Origin of the sequence: Formosa sejongensis (assembly GCF_033447105.1) — a bacterium.
GTDB lineage: Bacteria > Bacteroidota > Bacteroidia > Flavobacteriales > Flavobacteriaceae > Formosa.
Genome location: NZ_JAWQUN010000042.1, coordinates 1 through 16,000, shown reverse-complemented (window position 1 = coordinate 16,000; position 16,000 = coordinate 1). Strand labels below are relative to the sequence as shown.

The window sequence follows — 16,000 nt, the reverse complement described above, 5'->3', positions numbered from 1 at the left end:
AAATTATTTGAGAAAACAATGTTATATTTATCATCGGAGAAAGGGTTTTTGTGGTGCACCACAAAGGTAACTTTGCGGAACAAAATTTCCTTTCTCTTTTTTTAAACGTTTTGGACGCTATTGTTCAAAAACCTAACAAACATCATAGAATGTATTGGGTTTAAACTATATTTTTGACTTGTATTTCTTTTAGTAAACGATTGACTTGAAAGATTAACTGACAAGTATTTTAATTTTTTTTTAACCTTCAGCTTTTTATTTTAGAAGCTGAAGGTTTTTTTATGTTATTACTTTAATTAACCGGTTTGTTATAATAAAACTGAATCGAATGGTTTAAGGTCTTAATTATAGAGGGTTTTAAGTCCTCAAAAACTTATGAAGATAATTACTAGTAGAATGGAAAGAAAAATGTGATTAAACGCAAGTGATTGTTATCCGTTTAGTCAGAATCAATCAATATAGCATGCATTTGTTCTTTCGGCTAAATATTGGTTAACGGTTTAAAAATATAAAGGCTGCCTAAAAAGACAGCCTTTGAAAATTAAGTAGATAGTAAAAGGATTAAAAACGTACTGCTATTTTGCCACGTATATAAAATGGTGTTCCAGGGGTAAAAGTAATATCGTCAACCGGAGCAAGTTCGTCAAACAACCGTGTTACTGTTGCGAACTGAGTTTCGTTCCATTCTGTATCAAATAAATTTTCAACGATAATACTATATGTCCAGTTTTTCCATGTATAGTTTACATTAAAATCGGCTACAAAATAACCTTCCGCAACTATAGAATTGTCTTCATTCGCTGGTCTATCGTCAATATAGGTATAGTTTAGTCCACCAGAAAATCGTCCTAAATTATCGACTAAAATCCCTCCAGCAGATGTTAAATCTGGTGCTAATGGAATGTAGTTATCGCCTTCAGGATCGTCTACACTTCTGGCATGTGCGTAATTTACATCGGCATAAATATATAACCAATCTAAGGCTTGGTAACGTGCTCCTAGGTCTAACCCGTAACGCTGTGTCTTTCCGCTTGGTTCAACAATAGCAGCATCTCCTACGTATACAAATTCTTGTTCTAAAAATAGATACCATAAACTCGCATTGATAGCTAAGTCTTTTGTTGGTTTAAAAAGGGTTCCTAAATCTGCACCATAAGCTGCGGGTAAGTCTGTTTCCCAATCACCTTCAACAACTACTCGAGAATCGTTCGAGTGAAAACCCATACCTGCTTTTAAAAAGAATTGAACATTTTCGTTTAAAGAAAAAATCGTGTTCATTTTAGGACTGATACGCATCTTAGTATCGGATTCGTTACTATACGTTTCAGATAGTTCATTTTGATATTGAAATTTAAAATAATCTAAACGAGCCGATGGATTAAACGTCCATTTTCCAGTTTCAAATTCCGTATTTAAATACGCATATGTGTTTACTTCGTTAACATTACCAAGAGCAAAATATTCTAAAACAGTTTGTCTGTTTAAGGTGTGAGATAATTCTAGATTATCTATATTGTCATATCTAAAACCAATACCTGCTTGGTATTTAAACATGGTGTTTTCTCCAATCTCAATGTTTCTTTGCTCGTAAACTGTATTTGCTCCTGTTGTTATTCTATTTTCAAATTGTTTAATTTGATCACCATTTACGGGGTCGAATAAATAATATGTAAAATTAGAAAACAGTTCAAAATTATATTGAGAAATGTAAGCAGTCGTATTAAAAGACTGGTTGTCGTCCAACATTTTTGTATGATTCACTAAAAAATTCGTTCTGTCGGTTTTTCCTCCTTCAGTATCGTCTATTGATCCAAATCTACTTATGCTGCCATCGTCTACAGCGCGCTGTGGAATTTGTCCAGAAGCATCCCATTGACTTTCGAAATACGATGCCGTTAAAGTCAATTCTTGGTTACCAGCCATTTTGTAATTGAAGCGACCTAAAATATTTAAACGGTTAAAATTTTGTGGAGACTCAAAAGGACCATCAGTTAAAGATAATTCTGAAGCGATATAAGCACTGCTGTTTTCAGTGTCTAAGACATTAAACATTCCCATTAAGCGGTTGGAGTTAAACTGACCAGCTTCTAATGATACGTAATTATCATCAAGTGTTTTGTAAAGTCCTAAACTAGCATATCCAGCAGTTGTAAAGTTTCCTTTATTTGCATAATAAGGTCCTTTTCCAAAGTTAATGTTATCGATGGTTTCAGGAATTACGAAGTGCAAATCGGAATATCCTTGTCCATGCGCATGAGACACCATGTTTACAGGTAATCCGTCTACTGTCATGTTAAAATCGGTACCGTGATCGATATCAAATCCTCTTAAAAAAATCTGTTCGGCTTTTCCACCACCAGCATGTTGCCCAATTATAAGTCCGGGTACTTTTTTTAGGATTTCTTGAGACGATTTTACTGGATTTGCTTGAACATCTACATCTACAAATTTGCTTAAAGCGTCAACTTCAGCAACAAGTTGTACCTGGTCTAAAGAGATGTTAGCCGGGTTTAAAGTAATTGTAATAGGTGCATTTAAATCGGCCTGAGTTATTATAATGTTTTTTGGTTCATAGCCTAAACGTGACACATATAAGGTATCTCCAATTTTGGTTTTGTTTAGCGTAAACGATCCTGTGGTCAAGGAATGCGTATGTATTTCTGTGGTTTTGTTATATACACTAACTTCCTCTACAGGTTTATTTTCGGTGTTAATTATTTTTCCCGTGAGTTGTTGGGCATAAAATAGACTTGAAAGCAGTAAAAATCCTGCTGTTAACAAATGTTTCATTTATTTCATAATTTGGTTCTCCTCCAATACGGAAGAATTAGTATTTGGTCGTAGTCAATGTATCGGTACTTTTTAACGTTAAAAAGCAGCCTGATTTTAGACGGTTTACGAGTACTTACGCAAATCATCTAATTAGGGTTTTAAATTGACTGAAATATGTTATGAAATAAACTTTGGTGGAGGGGAAAGTGTAGATAAATCAAATTTGTATGGAAACAAAAAAGTATACCATGTTTTTTTTGAAGTAGTGTTGAAAATATCGTTTTTTATACTGAATTCTGAAGTCAATAAATGCTTGTCTATTTCAGCTTTAAAAATAGATTTCTGATGTTCCTTTTGTTCGTTTGATGTTGAAATTATTACATCTAAAACGGCGAGTACATTATGGGAATGATTAGGAATAATTTTACCTGTTGCCGTATGTGTATGATTTGCTAAAGGAGGTGCTTCAGATGTTAAATGATTTCCAAAAGCATCATGGGCATGAGAATTAGAAATTGAAGTTAAATGTTCTTTATTTGTATGAATACGATCTTCGACATAATGAGACATTATATGAAGCATATCAAACACAGAATGTTTTAAAGGAGATACCAGATAACATAATGCTATAGCAAAAATGAAACACCGAAATGTGATAGATTTTATGGTTAACTGTGTTTTCAAAAATGAAAATAATTTCAGAGACGAAAGTACATATTATTTTTATTCATACATGTTATTTTCTATTCGGTTTTACCGGATATTGCCTATGGCGTGCAAACCTGTTTGTTATATATGCTGTAACAAGTAATATTAGGACGCCAATTAATACAGGGTTTATCACATATAGAAAGCCTAAATCTCTAATCTCTACACTTCCAATAATAGCAATAAGGGCAGTTGCGCCACCCGGCGGATGCATAGTTTTGGTTATTTGCATTCCTACAATTGCAAGCGATACCGCTAAAGCACATGCCAGCCAACTTAAATTTGAATCTGGAATTAATTTAGCAACACATACGCCAATAATAGCACTTAAAATATGTCCACCAACTAAATTTCTAGGTTGTGCCAACGGACTATTGGTTTCTCCGTAAATAAGTACTGCAGAGGCTCCAAACGAACCAATTAAAAAGGTGTTGTCTAACGATGTAAGCGTCATGCTTTGTAATATTCCAATTAAAGCAATGCCTAAAAAAGCACCAATAAACGACCATAAATGATCTATCGGATCCATTACTGTTTGTTTTAAAACAATCAGTTTGGCTTTGCGATACGTTCTGCGTTGGTTTAGTTTTTTTTCCATAGTATGGCGCAATTTTGGTAGAAAAAAGTGAAGTAATTTTTAGGTTAAATTGAGAAATATAAAATGTAGAATAATGAAATTACTGAAACAAATATCCAAAGTGTTGATGCAAATGCCATGGGTTTCCAACCTGTTTTTTTTAAATCGGAAACAGACATTGTCGTTCCTACTAAAAATAAAGTAACCACTAATAAATGCTTAGATATTGATACTACAGAAGTAGTTATAATTTCTGGTAAAATGTCTGCACTGTGAATTAAAATAGCGGCTACAAATAATAATATAAAAAGAGGGAATTTTATTTTCTGACTACTATTTTTGAATAAAAACATAGACACTATAGACATGGGAATTATCCATAAAGTTCTAGATAGTTTTACGGTTGTCGCAATATTTAAAGCTTCTTCCCCATAATTAAGCGCTGCACCAACTACAGAACTGGTATCGTGGATCGCAACCGCACACCACAATCCAAATTGATGTTGATTCAAACCAATAAGATGTCCGAAATACGGAAATACAATTAAAGCAACTGCGTTTAAAAAGAACACGACACCCAATGCCATAGTTATGGTTTTTGTGTCTGCTTTAATAATTGGAGAAATAGCAGCAATGGCACTACCTCCACAAATTGAAGTTCCTGAGGTTATAAGGTGACCAAGGGATTTGTCTAAATGTAAATAACGCGATAAAATTAATCCGAAACTAACGGTAAAAAAGACACAGAATAAAGTTAGTCCAAAACTAGAAACACTAGTTTGTATGGTTTCTACAAGTGCCATTCCAAAACCCAAGCCGATGACTGCTGTTTTTAATAAAAAATTGATGCTTTTCTGACTCTTTTCTAGAAACGGATGCTTAAAAAATAAAGTGAAAATGAATCCTAAACCAAGTGCTATAGGACTAGAAATTTGTCCCGCTAATGCTAGTGCAATAACTGCGAAAAAATAGATTTTGGATAGATGCGATTTCATTGTTTCTAAATTTGAAACAAATATACAACAGGGTTATAATTAAAATGAAATGAAAAAAGTTATGTGTAATAACTTTTAGTTATGGTTAAGTCTGATTAGTTTTTCAAAAAAATCTTTTGTTTTGGATTGAAATCCTTGTCGGGACACAAAATAAAACCAACGCTCCAAATCTAAATTCTGTATATCGATAACTTTTAGTCTGTTGTTTAATAAATCGTCGCTAACCGAGTGTATAGATAGCAATGCATAACTTTTCGAGTGGTATAAATAGTTTTTAATAGCAATTGTACTATGTAAGGTTACATTAGATTTTAATTGCTTTATGCCGTATTCGTTTAATTTCTTATAAATAATTTCCCGAGTTCCAGAACCATGTTCGCGTTCTACCATAGGTAAAAGTTCTAAATCGCTTAATTGCAACATTCCTGTTTTAAACTTAGGATTATTGGTACTGGTTACCAATACAATTTCATCTTTTATAAACTTTTCATATTGCAATTGTTTGTTGTGGCTGCTTCCTTCAATAATTCCAAAATCGAGTTGTAAACTGGTAATTAGATGTTCGATATGTTCGGTATTTCCGCTAATTAACTGAACGGTTGTATTTGGAGTGCTTTTTTCTGATTTTGCTAAGATTTGAGGTAGTATAAAATCAGCCAGCGTTGTACTTGCACCAAACTTAATATGTTTTTGTTCATCTTGATCTAGAGTTAAAAAATGGTTGTCTAATTCGGCATGAAGGGCTAGAATTTTTTCAACATATTCTAAAAAATCAAGGCCGTCGGGAGTCAATTCAATATTATTTCCTAATCGGATAAAAAATGTTTTTTTGTATGTGTCTTCTAAAGTGCGAATGGTTTTAGAAACAGCAGGCTGAGATAGATTTAAAATTTCGGCAGATTTTGTGAAGCTTAGATTTAAAGCGACTTCCTTGAATATTTTAAATTTAACTTTCATAAGAATTTTATAAGCAGAACAATGTAATAATTCTAATTCAATTTAAGCTAGAAAAACAAAATCGGTTTGAATTAGATCCAAACCGATTTTGTAATATGTTATATTATGTGGATTCTCTGAATTACATAGTATCAACAGACTCAAGAGTTTCAAAACTTTCAATTTTTGAAGCTTTAATAACGTCGTCAAAACTGTTAGTGTCTATTCCATTAATATAATCGGCTGGAACGATAACAACTCTAAAATATTGATTTTGGGTCCATTCGTCTCCAAGAGTATTTAAATTAAAGGTAGCATCTAGAAAAATTCTGAAATCCACGTCTGTAAAATCATAATTATAAGTTAGTACCCCTTCGTCAAAATATTGAGTTTGTGGTACTAGTCTCCAAATTTCGGTGCCTTCTACAGTCTCCCAAGACATATAGACTAAAACGACGTCTGAGGCTACAATGTCAAATCCGTAATTTTGAACAACCTCATAATTGTTTCCAGCGTTAAAATCGACTTCAATTTCAAAAGCCGGAGCAACCTCTCCATCTGTACCATCGGTACCATCATATCCTGGAGGTCCTTGCTCACCTTCGCAGGCAGTGAATACTAAGGCTAAACAAAATAATGCTATAATATGTTTCATAGTTTTTAGTTTTTTTAAACGATACTCTCGTTGTTTTTATTTAAAATTAAGATTATTTAATGGAAAAGACAACTTTTTGTTAGTTGGCAAATGTTTAATACACTGTGTTTATAACAGGAAATCATTTAATAATCAGCAATAATAGTCAACTATTTTTTATTCTGAAGTTGGTTTAACATTTCATTTATAAAATAGTCTAAAGATAAAGGTGTTTTTTATTCCAAAGTTTTCAGACATAAAAAAGCGGAATTAATTTGTGTTTTTATATACTAGTATTAATGCTGTGTCGTCTTTATTATCAACGATTTCAAAACATCAGAATTTATAATTTCCGAATTATTAACATTAATATGGCTAGTAATAACGTTAGCATCGCCATATATTTGTCCTAACTTGAATATTAATCAAACTTAGTGTAAAATGGTCTATCCTTTTATATTTGTGTGACTGTGAATGAATTAAAATGAAAAAATATAGCGTTATAATAATCTGTTTATGTCTATGGACATGTAACTCGACTGATAAAGAAGTAAAAGAAGTAGTTGTGGTGGAAGAAATATCTCCTTTTGTTTTTAAAGACGATATTTCCAAAATAGAATATACAGATTACATTTTAGACAGTAAGGCGAAAACCGATATAGAATCTTGGAATATGTTTGTAGAATTGCAGAATGCATTGACGCTTTTAAAATCTGGCGATGTATCTTATTTTCAAGGTTACTCTAAAACTATGGAGACTGCCATGAAAGAGTTAATTGAAGGTATTCCGCCTGTTATAAATACACCAGCTATACAGGCGCGATTTCTAACTTTGGAAACTAAAATGCTTAAATTACAGAATGTTTTAAGTTTGCAAAATATTCCGAAAGCCGAACAATTACAGAACGTAAAAGAAACTTTGGTAGCCTATTCTAATTTAAATCTTCAAATCAATAAAAAGTACGAAAAGGATGCTCAACATATAATAAAGCCATAATGAATTTAAAAGAATCTTTAACTTCAATTTTTCTAGTCTTAATTATTGTAATGCATACAAGTGCTCAAGATCTTGAAGCTGAAAATTTTCAGAATAATAAGGATATTGAAAAGGCTATTAGTACAAATTTAGATGCTTGGCATAAAGCAGCTGCTGAAGCCAATTTTAGCACTTATTTTAACTTAATGACAACCAATGCTGTTTTTATAGGAACCGATGCAAGTGAACATTGGGGTGTTAAAGCCTTTAAAGCATTTAGTAAACCACATTTCGATTCTGGAAAAGCTTGGACGTTTACAGCTTTAGAGCGTCATATTTATATAGATGACGATAAAATTGCTTGGTTTGACGAATTACTAAAAACCCAAATGGGAGTCTGTAGAGGTTCTGGAATTTTGAAATACCAAGAAGGCACTTGGAAAATTGCTCAGTATGTTTTATCTGCAACTATTCCTAATGATAAGATGAGTGCGGTAACGACATTAAAAGCCGAAGCAGATTCTAAAATTGTAAAAGCGTTTATCCCATAAAAGCGATTTTTAGAAGATCTTTAAAAGATACTTCAAGTACTAAAAATATTAATTAATTTAACGCTTACTTTAAGAGTTTGCAATGTTTTCACGTAAATAACTACTGTATGTTTAAAATTTTATTAGGTTAATTACTTATAATTCAGTAACTTCAAAGTTAACTTAAATTTTATTATTATGGGTATTAAGAGTTTTGTAGCAGCCAGGAAGAATCAAAATAAAGAAGTACAGGAGGTTTCTGTACGTGTTAGTGATTATATGAGCCGGGATTTAATTACGTTTAAACCAGAACAAACTGTAGAAGATGTAATTGATAAATTAATTACAAATAAGATTTCAGGAGGTCCAGTTGTAAATGATAATTATGAATTAATTGGAATAATTTCTGAAGGGGATTGTTTGAAACAAGTTAGCGATAGCAGATATTACAATATGCCTATGGAACAACATAAAGTGGAGACACGAATGATTAGAGATGTTGAAACTATAGATGGTAATATGAACATTTTTGATGCTGCAAATAAGTTTCTAGAGTCTAAAAGACGTCGTTTTCCAATTGTAATGGATGGTAAATTAGTTGGGCAAATTAGTCAAAAAGATATTTTAAAAGCAGCACTTACTTTAAAAGGTCATAATTGGAAATAATTAGATTAATCATATCTTAGTTATCACGCTTTACTAAAGCATAGTAATCGCCTTCTAAAGGTAAATACCCATGGTTATATACAAAGTAGTAAGTCGTTCCAGCTTTTGTGATGTAAATAGAAGTAAATAAATTAAAATCGAACCCTAAATTGAGTAGCTTTAATTTAGTGGTTTTTGTTTTTTGTTCAGGATTTAATGTTTCTAAAATTCGCCAATTCTTACGTAACTTATTATTTGTATTCCGAATTAAATTTTTAGTATCCTTGTTTATCTGGTTATTATAGGCATTTCTGCAATAATCGTTACAGAATTTTTTGTCCGATCTTCCTATAATTTTCTCACCACATTCTAAACAAGATTTATTCATAATTTAAAATTAAAATAATTTTGAAACACCAACAGCCATTACCCAAGAATCGTAAGCATCAAATCGGAGATCGTAGCCTAGTGCAACTCCTAGTTCAAAAGTTTTAGGTAGTTCTAAAGTATATTCTACTTCTGCTCTTAGTAAAAACAAATCATCTTCTTTTGCAAATTCTTCACCAAAACCTAACATGTAAGTAAAATGTTTTCCGGGTTTAAAAGCAGCCATTAATGCTGGTGCAATTGGTAATTCCCGTTCTAATGTCTCAGTTTCACCTTCTTCTGTTTCTTTAATAACTTCATACGTTTCTAAAATAAAGTCTGTATGTAAACCTACTCCCCATTTTTCATTAAACCAGTAGTTGTAATTTAAACTAACCATTGGCACCACAAGCCACCTACTTCCATCTGTATGCGAACCTTCGTCTAAATGGGCATGACCAATCATAGCTCCAATTTGGTGATGTTTAAATTCTCCTTCAGTTTCTGTTTCGTGTTCATTTTCAGATTCTTGAGCGTATGTTGTATAGGCTCCTAATTGAAGTAAAATAAAAAAAAGTAAAATATTTTTCATGGTAGACTAACTTTCCAATAAAGTTAATTAATAATTGTATTTGAAGTCTATTAAATTGACTATTATTTTAAGATACAACTGAATAAAAGTTACTTTTTTAATCACTTGCAAACGACTACAATCGGTTGTAAGTGAGTTTAAATAGTTAAAAACCGACTGTTATTTAAGTGTAGTCGCATCTTTGTAACGTCTTAAAACACTAAGACATGTATTAACTGTTTAACATTAAAATATATAATTATGAGCACACTTAGAAACAAAGTACAGTTGATTGGTAACTTAGGAAATGATCCAGAAATTATTAATCTAGAATCAGGGAGCACGCTAGCAAAATTCTCTATAGCAACAAACGAAAGTTATAAAAATAAGGCTGGAGAAAAAGTAACCGATACGCAATGGCATAATGTTGTTGCTTGGGGACAAACAGCTAAATTAGTAGAAAACTATTTAACTAAAGGAAAAGAAGTTGCAATAGAGGGGAAGTTAACCTCTAGAAGTTACGATACTAAAGAAGGTGAAAAACGTTTTATTACAGAAGTAGTTTGTAACGAAATCGTGATGATGGGAAAATAATAAATGATTTGAAGAGGATGATTATAATTAGTCATCCTCTTTTAATTTTATTTTCGTTTTTTTCGTTTTTGACGAAAAATTTGAAACAACATAAAAATTGTGAAGAATATAAGAATAGGTAGAATGATAACTAAATCTATTCTTGTTATTACTTCTTCTTGGTTTTCTGCCCAATTCACAAATAAAATTTCCCATATAATAAAGGCTATCCAACAAAAGCCTAAAATTATTTTCGATCTTTTTTTTCGCATAGTTTATTTTTTATACAATGGTGTTTTTCTTCCTAAATAATCAATTGTAATCTTATAAGCATCTTCATTGTCCCAAAATGAAGTATGACCTTGGCTAAAAACAGAATCACCCTTGTCGTTATATACATTTAAATACATAGTCGTACTATAATCCGGATTATTGGTATCTATTACAGCTCCGTTAGTTTTTTGAGTTTCTGAGCCCACAATATACCCATCAGTATCTAGAAAGTTAGGTTTTACTTTTTTTACAGAAACCGTACCTTGAATTACATATTCTACACCTAAGATATTACTAATTTCACTCATAGTAACACCCTTTAAGTCATTGTTTGATAAACCTGCTTTAACTAAAAGCGTATTTGTAGTTTCAGGATTCTGAAACTGTAAATGTTTTTTATGTTTATTAAAAAATATAAAAAGTTCATTCTGGATTTCATCATTAATAGAATCCGAATCTTTATTTTGATTTTCGGTATATGTAAAAGGTAAAATAGCCGCTTTGTTATTGGGACTTTGTAAATCTGAATGCTCAGAAATAGATTTATTGTTAAATCCCACCAGTTCATTTATAACTGTAATATGATCAATCATTTCCTTTCCATCTGCTTTAGTTACAATGTTTTTAGGTGTTGAAGAACTTTGTGCTTTTAAAGAAACAATAATGAAAATAAGAAAAAAAGAGGAAATGAATATTTTTTTCATAAAAATGGACTTATTTATTGGTTTAATTTAAAATTACACAAAATTTGTATAACTATGATAGCCTTTCGGTTAACCTTTAGTATTTTTATGAAAAATAAAGAAGTTAGAAAGCCATGTCTGTACAACCAAAATTAACCAGATTTAACCAAAATGTATTATCTAAGTATCAGATATACAATAGTATTTTCATGACGTTACCGTTTGATTCTATTACAAAAACGGGTGTTTTATTGCCCCTTTTTCATGAAACTTGTGAAAAAGGATTTCAAAATGGTGATAACCCCACAACAATTGTTGAGTCGTTTTTTGAAAAATATCAAGCAAGACGTTCAGATGAAAGTCAAATAAATTTATTATTCAGATTTATTCAATATATAGAAAGACAAGTTGTATTATTTGATGCGATTGAAGATGCTGCTTTCCCAGTTGTAAACAACATGGATGGTATTGGTACACTTCGTAGTTTAAAAGAAACTGCGAGTTCTGAGAACAGAACAGAACTCTTAAAAACATATCTTGAAGAATTTAAAGTACGTATTGTGCTAACAGCGCATCCAACACAATTCTATCCAGGTTCTGTTTTAGGAATTATTACCGATTTAACAACAGCTATCCAAGAAAACGATTTGCTGTTAATAAACGATTTATTAGCGCAATTAGGTAAAACACCATTTTTTAAACATACTAAACCTTCTCCTTACGATGAAGCTATAAGTTTAATATGGTATCTAGAGAATGTATTTTATTATTCTTTTGGATCGATTTACGATTATATTCAACAAAATATTTTTGACAATAAGGACATTGATAATGATATTTTAAATATCGGATTCTGGCCAGGAGGAGACCGTGATGGAAACCCATTTGTAACTCCAGAAATTACACTTAAAGTGTCAGAGCGTTTAAAGCAAGCAGTATTAAAGAATTACTATCGCGACGCACGTAGATTAAAACGCAGATTAACTTTTAAAGGTGTCGAAGAGCGTATCTCCTTAATTGAAGAGAAGTTATATAAGCACATGATTAATGTTACCGATAACACCATTATAACTCTAGAAGAGCTTAATTCGGAATTAGCTGCAATTATAAATACTTTACAAGAAAAACATCAATCACTATATGTGACTGAAGTGAGAAGCTTCATTAACAAAATAAAATTATTTGGATTTCATTTTGCGACTTTAGATATCAGACAAGATAGTCGCGCACACGACCAGGTCTTTACAGATATGGTTGAAACGGTAATTGCTACTGGAAGTGATATTTTTCCGAAGAATTACAATCAATTATCAGAACAAGAACAAGTCGCTATTTTATCTAAAGTTGAAGGTGCTGTAGATATGTCTATTTTCCAAGGAGAAGACGTATTGAAAACCTTGAATTCTATGGTTGCAATTAAGTATATCCAAGACCATAATGGAGAGCAAGCTGCGAACAGATACATTATTAGTAACAACCAAACCACTTTAAATGTGATGCAGTTGTTTGCCATGTTAAAGCTTGTAGCATTCCATGATAAACTAACTGTAGATATCGGACCGTTATTCGAGACCATTACAGATTTAAAAAATGCACATTTAGTTATGGAGGAATTGTATACAAATCCTGCTTATAGTGCGCATTTAAAATCAAGAGGAAACAGACAAACCATCATGTTAGGTTTTTCTGATGGAACGAAAGATGGTGGATATTTAATGGCAAACTGGGCGATATTTAAAGCTAAAGAACGTTTAACAGAAATATCTAGAAAATATGATGTTACTGTTTTGTTCTTTGATGGACGTGGTGGACCTCCTGCTCGTGGTGGTGGAAAAACGCATCAATTCTATGCCTCTTTAGGACCAACTATTGAAGATAAAGAAGTACAACTTACAATACAAGGACAAACCATTAGTTCTAATTTTGGAACTTTAGATTCGTCTCAATATAATCTTGAGCAATTAATAAGTTCAGGAATATACAACCGCCTAAACGATACGAATGCAGCCATGTCTCAAGACAACAGAATCGTGATGAACGACTTGGCAGAAATTAGTTTTAAAACTTACGTAGACTTTAAAAACCACCCGATGTTTGTGCCGTATTTAGAACGTATGAGTACTTTAAAATACTATGCAAAAACAAATATTGGAAGTCGCCCATCTAAACGTGGAAAAGCTGAAGGTTTAGTGTTTGAAGATCTAAGAGCGATACCTTTTGTAGGATCTTGGAGTCAATTAAAACAGAACGTACCCGGATTTTTTGGTGTAGGAACAGCTTTAAAGAAATATGAAGACGCAGATGAGTTTGACAAAGTTAAAGCCCTTTACAATTCGTCTAGTTTCTTTAAAACATTAATAGAAAACAGTATGATGTCGTTGTCTAAATCGTTCTTCGATTTAACAAAATACATGGCAGACGATCCTGAATTTGGAGACTTTTGGAATATTATTCATACTGAATATCAAGTTACAAAAAGTTTACTATTGAAACTTACAGGATATGAAGTATTAATGGAAGACGAGCCAGCTGGTAAGGCTTCTATCGATATAAGAGAGTCAATGGTGTTGCCTCTATTAACGATTCAGCAATTCGCTTTAAGAAAAATTCAAGAGTTAGAAAAAGCTGAAGTTAGAGATGAAGAACAAATTAAAATCTATGAGAATTTAGTGACCCGATCTTTATTCGGAAATATAAATGCGAGTAGAAATTCTGCTTAAACAGCATAATCTATAAAACAGAAAACCCTCTAAAAATTAGAGGGTTTTTTTATGCAACTTTTTGAAGTAAATCGAAACACGGACATTTGCCACAGCGCTTCTTTTCAGACTTCATATATTTTTCGCAACATTTAGTTTTACATTTGTCGGAGACTTTAATTCCAGCAGTTATTAAAACAGTTTTTGCTTTTTTAAGCTCCTTCTTTTTTGCTTTCTTATCTTTTTTCTTGCCCAAAATGAATGTAACTAATGGTTTAGGCTTCAAAAATAATTATTTTTACTTAATCTAAATAAGATTAAATGTTAAATCTTACACTGGGCTAATTGTTGAAGCTGTACTTACCGTTAATTGATTGATATCTCTATCAAATAAATACAAACCACCTTTGTCGTCCCCAATTAAATTAATTTTATCTAAAATAGTTCTTGCCATTGCTTCTTCTTCAATTTGTTCAGCAACATACCACTGTAAGAAATTGTGAGTTGAATAATCGCGTTGTTCTAAAGAAATGTGCACTAATTCATTAATGCTCTCACTCACGAAAACTTCGTGCTCAAATAACATTTCGAACATATCTTTAAACGACTTAAATGTAACGTTAGGTGCTTTCAATTCAGAAATAAAAGCATGTCCACCACGTTCATTTACAAACTTGATTAATTTTAGCATGTGTTCGCGCTCTTCATCAGACTGCTTATACATAAAATTAGAGACTCCTTCTAAACCCTTTACTTCTGCCCAACAAGCCATGGCTAAGTATATCTGAGACGATTCTGCTTCTATTCTAATTTGCTTGTTTAGAGCTTCTTCTATATTTTTTGACAACATAATTTTATATTTTTTATCAAAGTTATTAATAAAAGAGTATCATTATAAATATAAACTCTTAAGATTTTGCTTTTTTAAACATTCTAAATAGTGAGATCTGTTTAGTGTAAAATGTAATACGAATACCAAAAAGAAGAATAATACCTCCAATCATCATTTGTAATGTAATGGTTTCATTTAAAAAGATCCATGCCAAAATAGATGCTAAAATAGCTTGGCCTAATAAACTTACCGAAACTCTAGTCGCTCGCATATGTTTAGTTGCATAACTAATAAGTAACCAGGCGAGAAGTTGACAAACTAAGCCTTGTACAACCAGAACGAACCAACCCGTATCGGAAAAACCAGAAAACGGTTCGCCCATTGCAAAACTTAGTATGGCTAAAGCTATTGCAGAAGATACCACACTAATAGTCATAAACGTTAAAACTTCGGTCTCTTCCAACACAAATTTACTGGTTAACATATATATCGCGTAAAGTATTCCCGAAAGGATGGCAAAAAAGAAAGCAAGGTCAAAGTCTAAATTAATGAAAAATTTAAACCCTACCAAAGTCATCATTCCTATAATCGCGATTATAGTGCCAATCCAGAAATTCTTTAGAGGTTTGTCTTTTAGAAATAGAAATGCACCAATACCGACCCAAACAGGAGATAAATTAGTTAAAAGTGTTGCTTGTGTTGCCGAAGATTCCTGAATAGCAATATTCCAAACACCAACATCTAAACCAAAAATAACACCACAAAGTGATGCTAATAGTAGCATTTTTGTAGACGGAATTTTAAGTTGTTTTGTAATTAAAACATAAGGCAAAATCACAACCGAAGCAATTGCCATCCTGTAAAATGCCGAAATTAATCCGGGAGTTAAACTTAAACGGACCAACACTGGAAATATAGAAATACAAATAATGCCTATTACAAGAGCAATTCTAGGTTTTGTCATAACAACTTAATTATAAAACAGCCGGCGAAAGTATGTAATATCTTGTTCCGAAATTGGTATTAAATATGCTGAAAGTAATGAAATTTTATCCTAAATCTAATTATAAGTTTAGATAGATGTTAACTATCGTATTGTTATTTAATATTTTAGAGGTCAGTAGTTAGTTACTTATTAATTTAGTTTGATATATTTTATCTCTATCGACCATTTTTGTTATTAAGTTATTGAATATTGTGTTCTTACTTTGCGAACGATTTATTCTAAAA

The 16,000-nt window shown here is 31.8% G+C and carries 17 protein-coding genes and 1 pseudogene; 5 read left to right on the top strand and 13 right to left on the bottom strand.

The window, feature by feature from the left end:
* Positions 1-561: 561 nt before the first annotated feature.
* The 6 genes from R6X41_RS19535 to R6X41_RS19510 form a co-directional block, all read right to left on the bottom strand.
* Positions 562-2,790: a TonB-dependent receptor gene (locus R6X41_RS19535; protein ID WP_318502040.1), complete on the bottom strand. Its 2,229-nt coding sequence runs from the start codon at positions 2,788-2,790 to the stop codon at positions 562-564.
* Between the two features lie 159 nt (positions 2,791-2,949).
* Positions 2,950-3,354, bottom strand: coding sequence for a hypothetical protein (locus tag R6X41_RS19530; RefSeq protein WP_318502039.1), 405 nt, complete (start codon positions 3,352-3,354; stop codon positions 2,950-2,952).
* 154 nt (positions 3,355-3,508) lie between these two features.
* Positions 3,509-4,078 carry an HPP family protein gene (locus R6X41_RS19525; RefSeq protein ID WP_318502038.1) on the bottom strand — a complete coding sequence of 190 codons (570 nt, stop codon included), beginning with the start codon at positions 4,076-4,078 and terminating at the stop codon, positions 3,509-3,511.
* 44 nt (positions 4,079-4,122) lie between these two features.
* Positions 4,123-5,052, bottom strand: coding sequence for a YeiH family protein (locus R6X41_RS19520; protein WP_318502037.1), 930 nt, complete (start codon positions 5,050-5,052; stop codon positions 4,123-4,125).
* A 75-nt stretch (positions 5,053-5,127) separates the two neighbouring features.
* Complete coding sequence (locus tag R6X41_RS19515; protein ID WP_318502036.1) at positions 5,128-6,009, bottom strand: LysR family transcriptional regulator; 882 nt, start codon at positions 6,007-6,009, stop codon at positions 5,128-5,130.
* A 121-nt stretch (positions 6,010-6,130) separates the two neighbouring features.
* Entirely contained in the window at positions 6,131-6,643 is a 513-nt protein-coding gene (locus tag R6X41_RS19510; RefSeq protein ID WP_318502035.1) for a hypothetical protein, read from the bottom strand.
* Positions 6,644-7,106: 463 nt separating this feature from the next.
* Here R6X41_RS19510 and R6X41_RS19505 point away from each other — a divergent pair, with 463 nt between their 5' ends.
* The 3 genes from R6X41_RS19505 (at position 7,107) to R6X41_RS19495 (ending at position 8,794) form a co-directional block, all read left to right on the top strand.
* Positions 7,107-7,619 (top strand): hypothetical protein, encoded by a 513-nt coding sequence (locus tag R6X41_RS19505; RefSeq protein WP_318502034.1) that lies wholly within the window; start codon positions 7,107-7,109, stop codon positions 7,617-7,619.
* Positions 7,619-8,149 carry a nuclear transport factor 2 family protein gene (locus tag R6X41_RS19500; protein WP_318502033.1) on the top strand — a complete coding sequence of 177 codons (531 nt, stop codon included), beginning with the start codon at positions 7,619-7,621 and terminating at the stop codon, positions 8,147-8,149. Before R6X41_RS19505 ends, R6X41_RS19500 begins: the two co-directional genes overlap by 1 nt.
* Positions 8,150-8,326: 177 nt before the next feature.
* Positions 8,327-8,794, top strand: a complete 468-nt coding sequence (locus R6X41_RS19495) for a CBS domain-containing protein (protein ID WP_318502032.1) — start codon at positions 8,327-8,329, stop codon at positions 8,792-8,794.
* A 16-nt stretch (positions 8,795-8,810) separates the two neighbouring features.
* Here the strand turns inward: R6X41_RS19495 and R6X41_RS19490 are convergent, their stop codons facing one another.
* Both R6X41_RS19490 and R6X41_RS19485 read right to left on the bottom strand, forming a co-directional pair.
* Positions 8,811-9,161, bottom strand: coding sequence for a hypothetical protein (locus tag R6X41_RS19490; protein ID WP_318502031.1), 351 nt, complete (start codon positions 9,159-9,161; stop codon positions 8,811-8,813).
* A gap of 9 nt (positions 9,162-9,170) precedes the next feature.
* Positions 9,171-9,731, bottom strand: coding sequence for a hypothetical protein (locus R6X41_RS19485; RefSeq protein ID WP_318502030.1), 561 nt, complete (start codon positions 9,729-9,731; stop codon positions 9,171-9,173).
* 240 nt (positions 9,732-9,971) lie between these two features.
* Between R6X41_RS19485 and R6X41_RS19480 the strand changes: the two genes are divergently transcribed.
* Positions 9,972-10,304, top strand: a complete 333-nt coding sequence (locus R6X41_RS19480; RefSeq protein WP_318502029.1) for a single-stranded DNA-binding protein — start codon at positions 9,972-9,974, stop codon at positions 10,302-10,304.
* A 254-nt stretch (positions 10,305-10,558) separates the two neighbouring features.
* Here R6X41_RS19480 and R6X41_RS19475 read toward each other — a convergent pair whose 3' ends face one another.
* Positions 10,559-11,260 (bottom strand): hypothetical protein, encoded by a 702-nt coding sequence (locus tag R6X41_RS19475; protein ID WP_318502028.1) that lies wholly within the window; start codon positions 11,258-11,260, stop codon positions 10,559-10,561.
* A gap of 113 nt (positions 11,261-11,373) precedes the next feature.
* Here R6X41_RS19475 and R6X41_RS19470 point away from each other — a divergent pair, with 113 nt between their 5' ends.
* Positions 11,374-13,959 (top strand): phosphoenolpyruvate carboxylase, encoded by a 2,586-nt coding sequence (locus R6X41_RS19470; protein ID WP_318502027.1) that lies wholly within the window; start codon positions 11,374-11,376, stop codon positions 13,957-13,959.
* A 49-nt stretch (positions 13,960-14,008) separates the two neighbouring features.
* Here the strand turns inward: R6X41_RS19470 and R6X41_RS19465 are convergent, their stop codons facing one another.
* The 4 genes and pseudogenes from R6X41_RS19465 to R6X41_RS19450 form a co-directional block, all read right to left on the bottom strand.
* Positions 14,009-14,224 (bottom strand): hypothetical protein, encoded by a 216-nt coding sequence (locus R6X41_RS19465; RefSeq protein ID WP_318502026.1) that lies wholly within the window; start codon positions 14,222-14,224, stop codon positions 14,009-14,011.
* Positions 14,225-14,269: 45 nt separating this feature from the next.
* Positions 14,270-14,788 (bottom strand): ferritin, encoded by a 519-nt coding sequence (locus tag R6X41_RS19460; RefSeq protein ID WP_318502025.1) that lies wholly within the window; start codon positions 14,786-14,788, stop codon positions 14,270-14,272.
* 58 nt (positions 14,789-14,846) lie between these two features.
* Positions 14,847-15,734, bottom strand: coding sequence for a DMT family transporter (locus R6X41_RS19455; RefSeq protein WP_318502024.1), 888 nt, complete (start codon positions 15,732-15,734; stop codon positions 14,847-14,849).
* 160 nt (positions 15,735-15,894) lie between these two features.
* Positions 15,895-16,000 (bottom strand): annotated as a pseudogene (locus R6X41_RS19450) (IS1595 family transposase); the annotation flags it as partial.

Excerpts from the sequence above, each read along its gene's own strand:
- R6X41_RS19485 (WP_318502030.1), bottom strand. The coding sequence starts at position 9,731 with ATGAAAAATATTTTACTTTTTTTTATTTTACTTCAATTAGGAGCCTAT.
- R6X41_RS19460 (WP_318502025.1), bottom strand. The coding sequence starts at position 14,788 with ATGTTGTCAAAAAATATAGAAGAAGCTCTAAACAAGCAAATTAGAATA.
- R6X41_RS19530 (WP_318502039.1), bottom strand. The coding sequence starts at position 3,354 with ATGCTTCATATAATGTCTCATTATGTCGAAGATCGTATTCATACAAAT.
- R6X41_RS19535 (WP_318502040.1), bottom strand. The coding sequence starts at position 2,790 with ATGAAACATTTGTTAACAGCAGGATTTTTACTGCTTTCAAGTCTATTT.
- R6X41_RS19510 (WP_318502035.1), bottom strand. The coding sequence starts at position 6,643 with ATGAAACATATTATAGCATTATTTTGTTTAGCCTTAGTATTCACTGCC.
- R6X41_RS19475 (WP_318502028.1), bottom strand. The coding sequence starts at position 11,260 with ATGAAAAAAATATTCATTTCCTCTTTTTTTCTTATTTTCATTATTGTT.
- R6X41_RS19515 (WP_318502036.1), bottom strand. The coding sequence starts at position 6,009 with ATGAAAGTTAAATTTAAAATATTCAAGGAAGTCGCTTTAAATCTAAGC.
- R6X41_RS19500 (WP_318502033.1), top strand. The coding sequence starts at position 7,619 with ATGAATTTAAAAGAATCTTTAACTTCAATTTTTCTAGTCTTAATTATT.
- R6X41_RS19480 (WP_318502029.1), top strand. The coding sequence starts at position 9,972 with ATGAGCACACTTAGAAACAAAGTACAGTTGATTGGTAACTTAGGAAAT.
- R6X41_RS19490 (WP_318502031.1), bottom strand. The coding sequence starts at position 9,161 with ATGAATAAATCTTGTTTAGAATGTGGTGAGAAAATTATAGGAAGATCG.
- R6X41_RS19470 (WP_318502027.1), top strand. The coding sequence starts at position 11,374 with ATGTCTGTACAACCAAAATTAACCAGATTTAACCAAAATGTATTATCT.
- R6X41_RS19455 (WP_318502024.1), bottom strand. The coding sequence starts at position 15,734 with ATGACAAAACCTAGAATTGCTCTTGTAATAGGCATTATTTGTATTTCT.
- R6X41_RS19505 (WP_318502034.1), top strand. The coding sequence starts at position 7,107 with ATGAAAAAATATAGCGTTATAATAATCTGTTTATGTCTATGGACATGT.
- R6X41_RS19520 (WP_318502037.1), bottom strand. The coding sequence starts at position 5,052 with ATGAAATCGCATCTATCCAAAATCTATTTTTTCGCAGTTATTGCACTA.
- R6X41_RS19495 (WP_318502032.1), top strand. The coding sequence starts at position 8,327 with ATGGGTATTAAGAGTTTTGTAGCAGCCAGGAAGAATCAAAATAAAGAA.
- R6X41_RS19525 (WP_318502038.1), bottom strand. The coding sequence starts at position 4,078 with ATGGAAAAAAAACTAAACCAACGCAGAACGTATCGCAAAGCCAAACTG.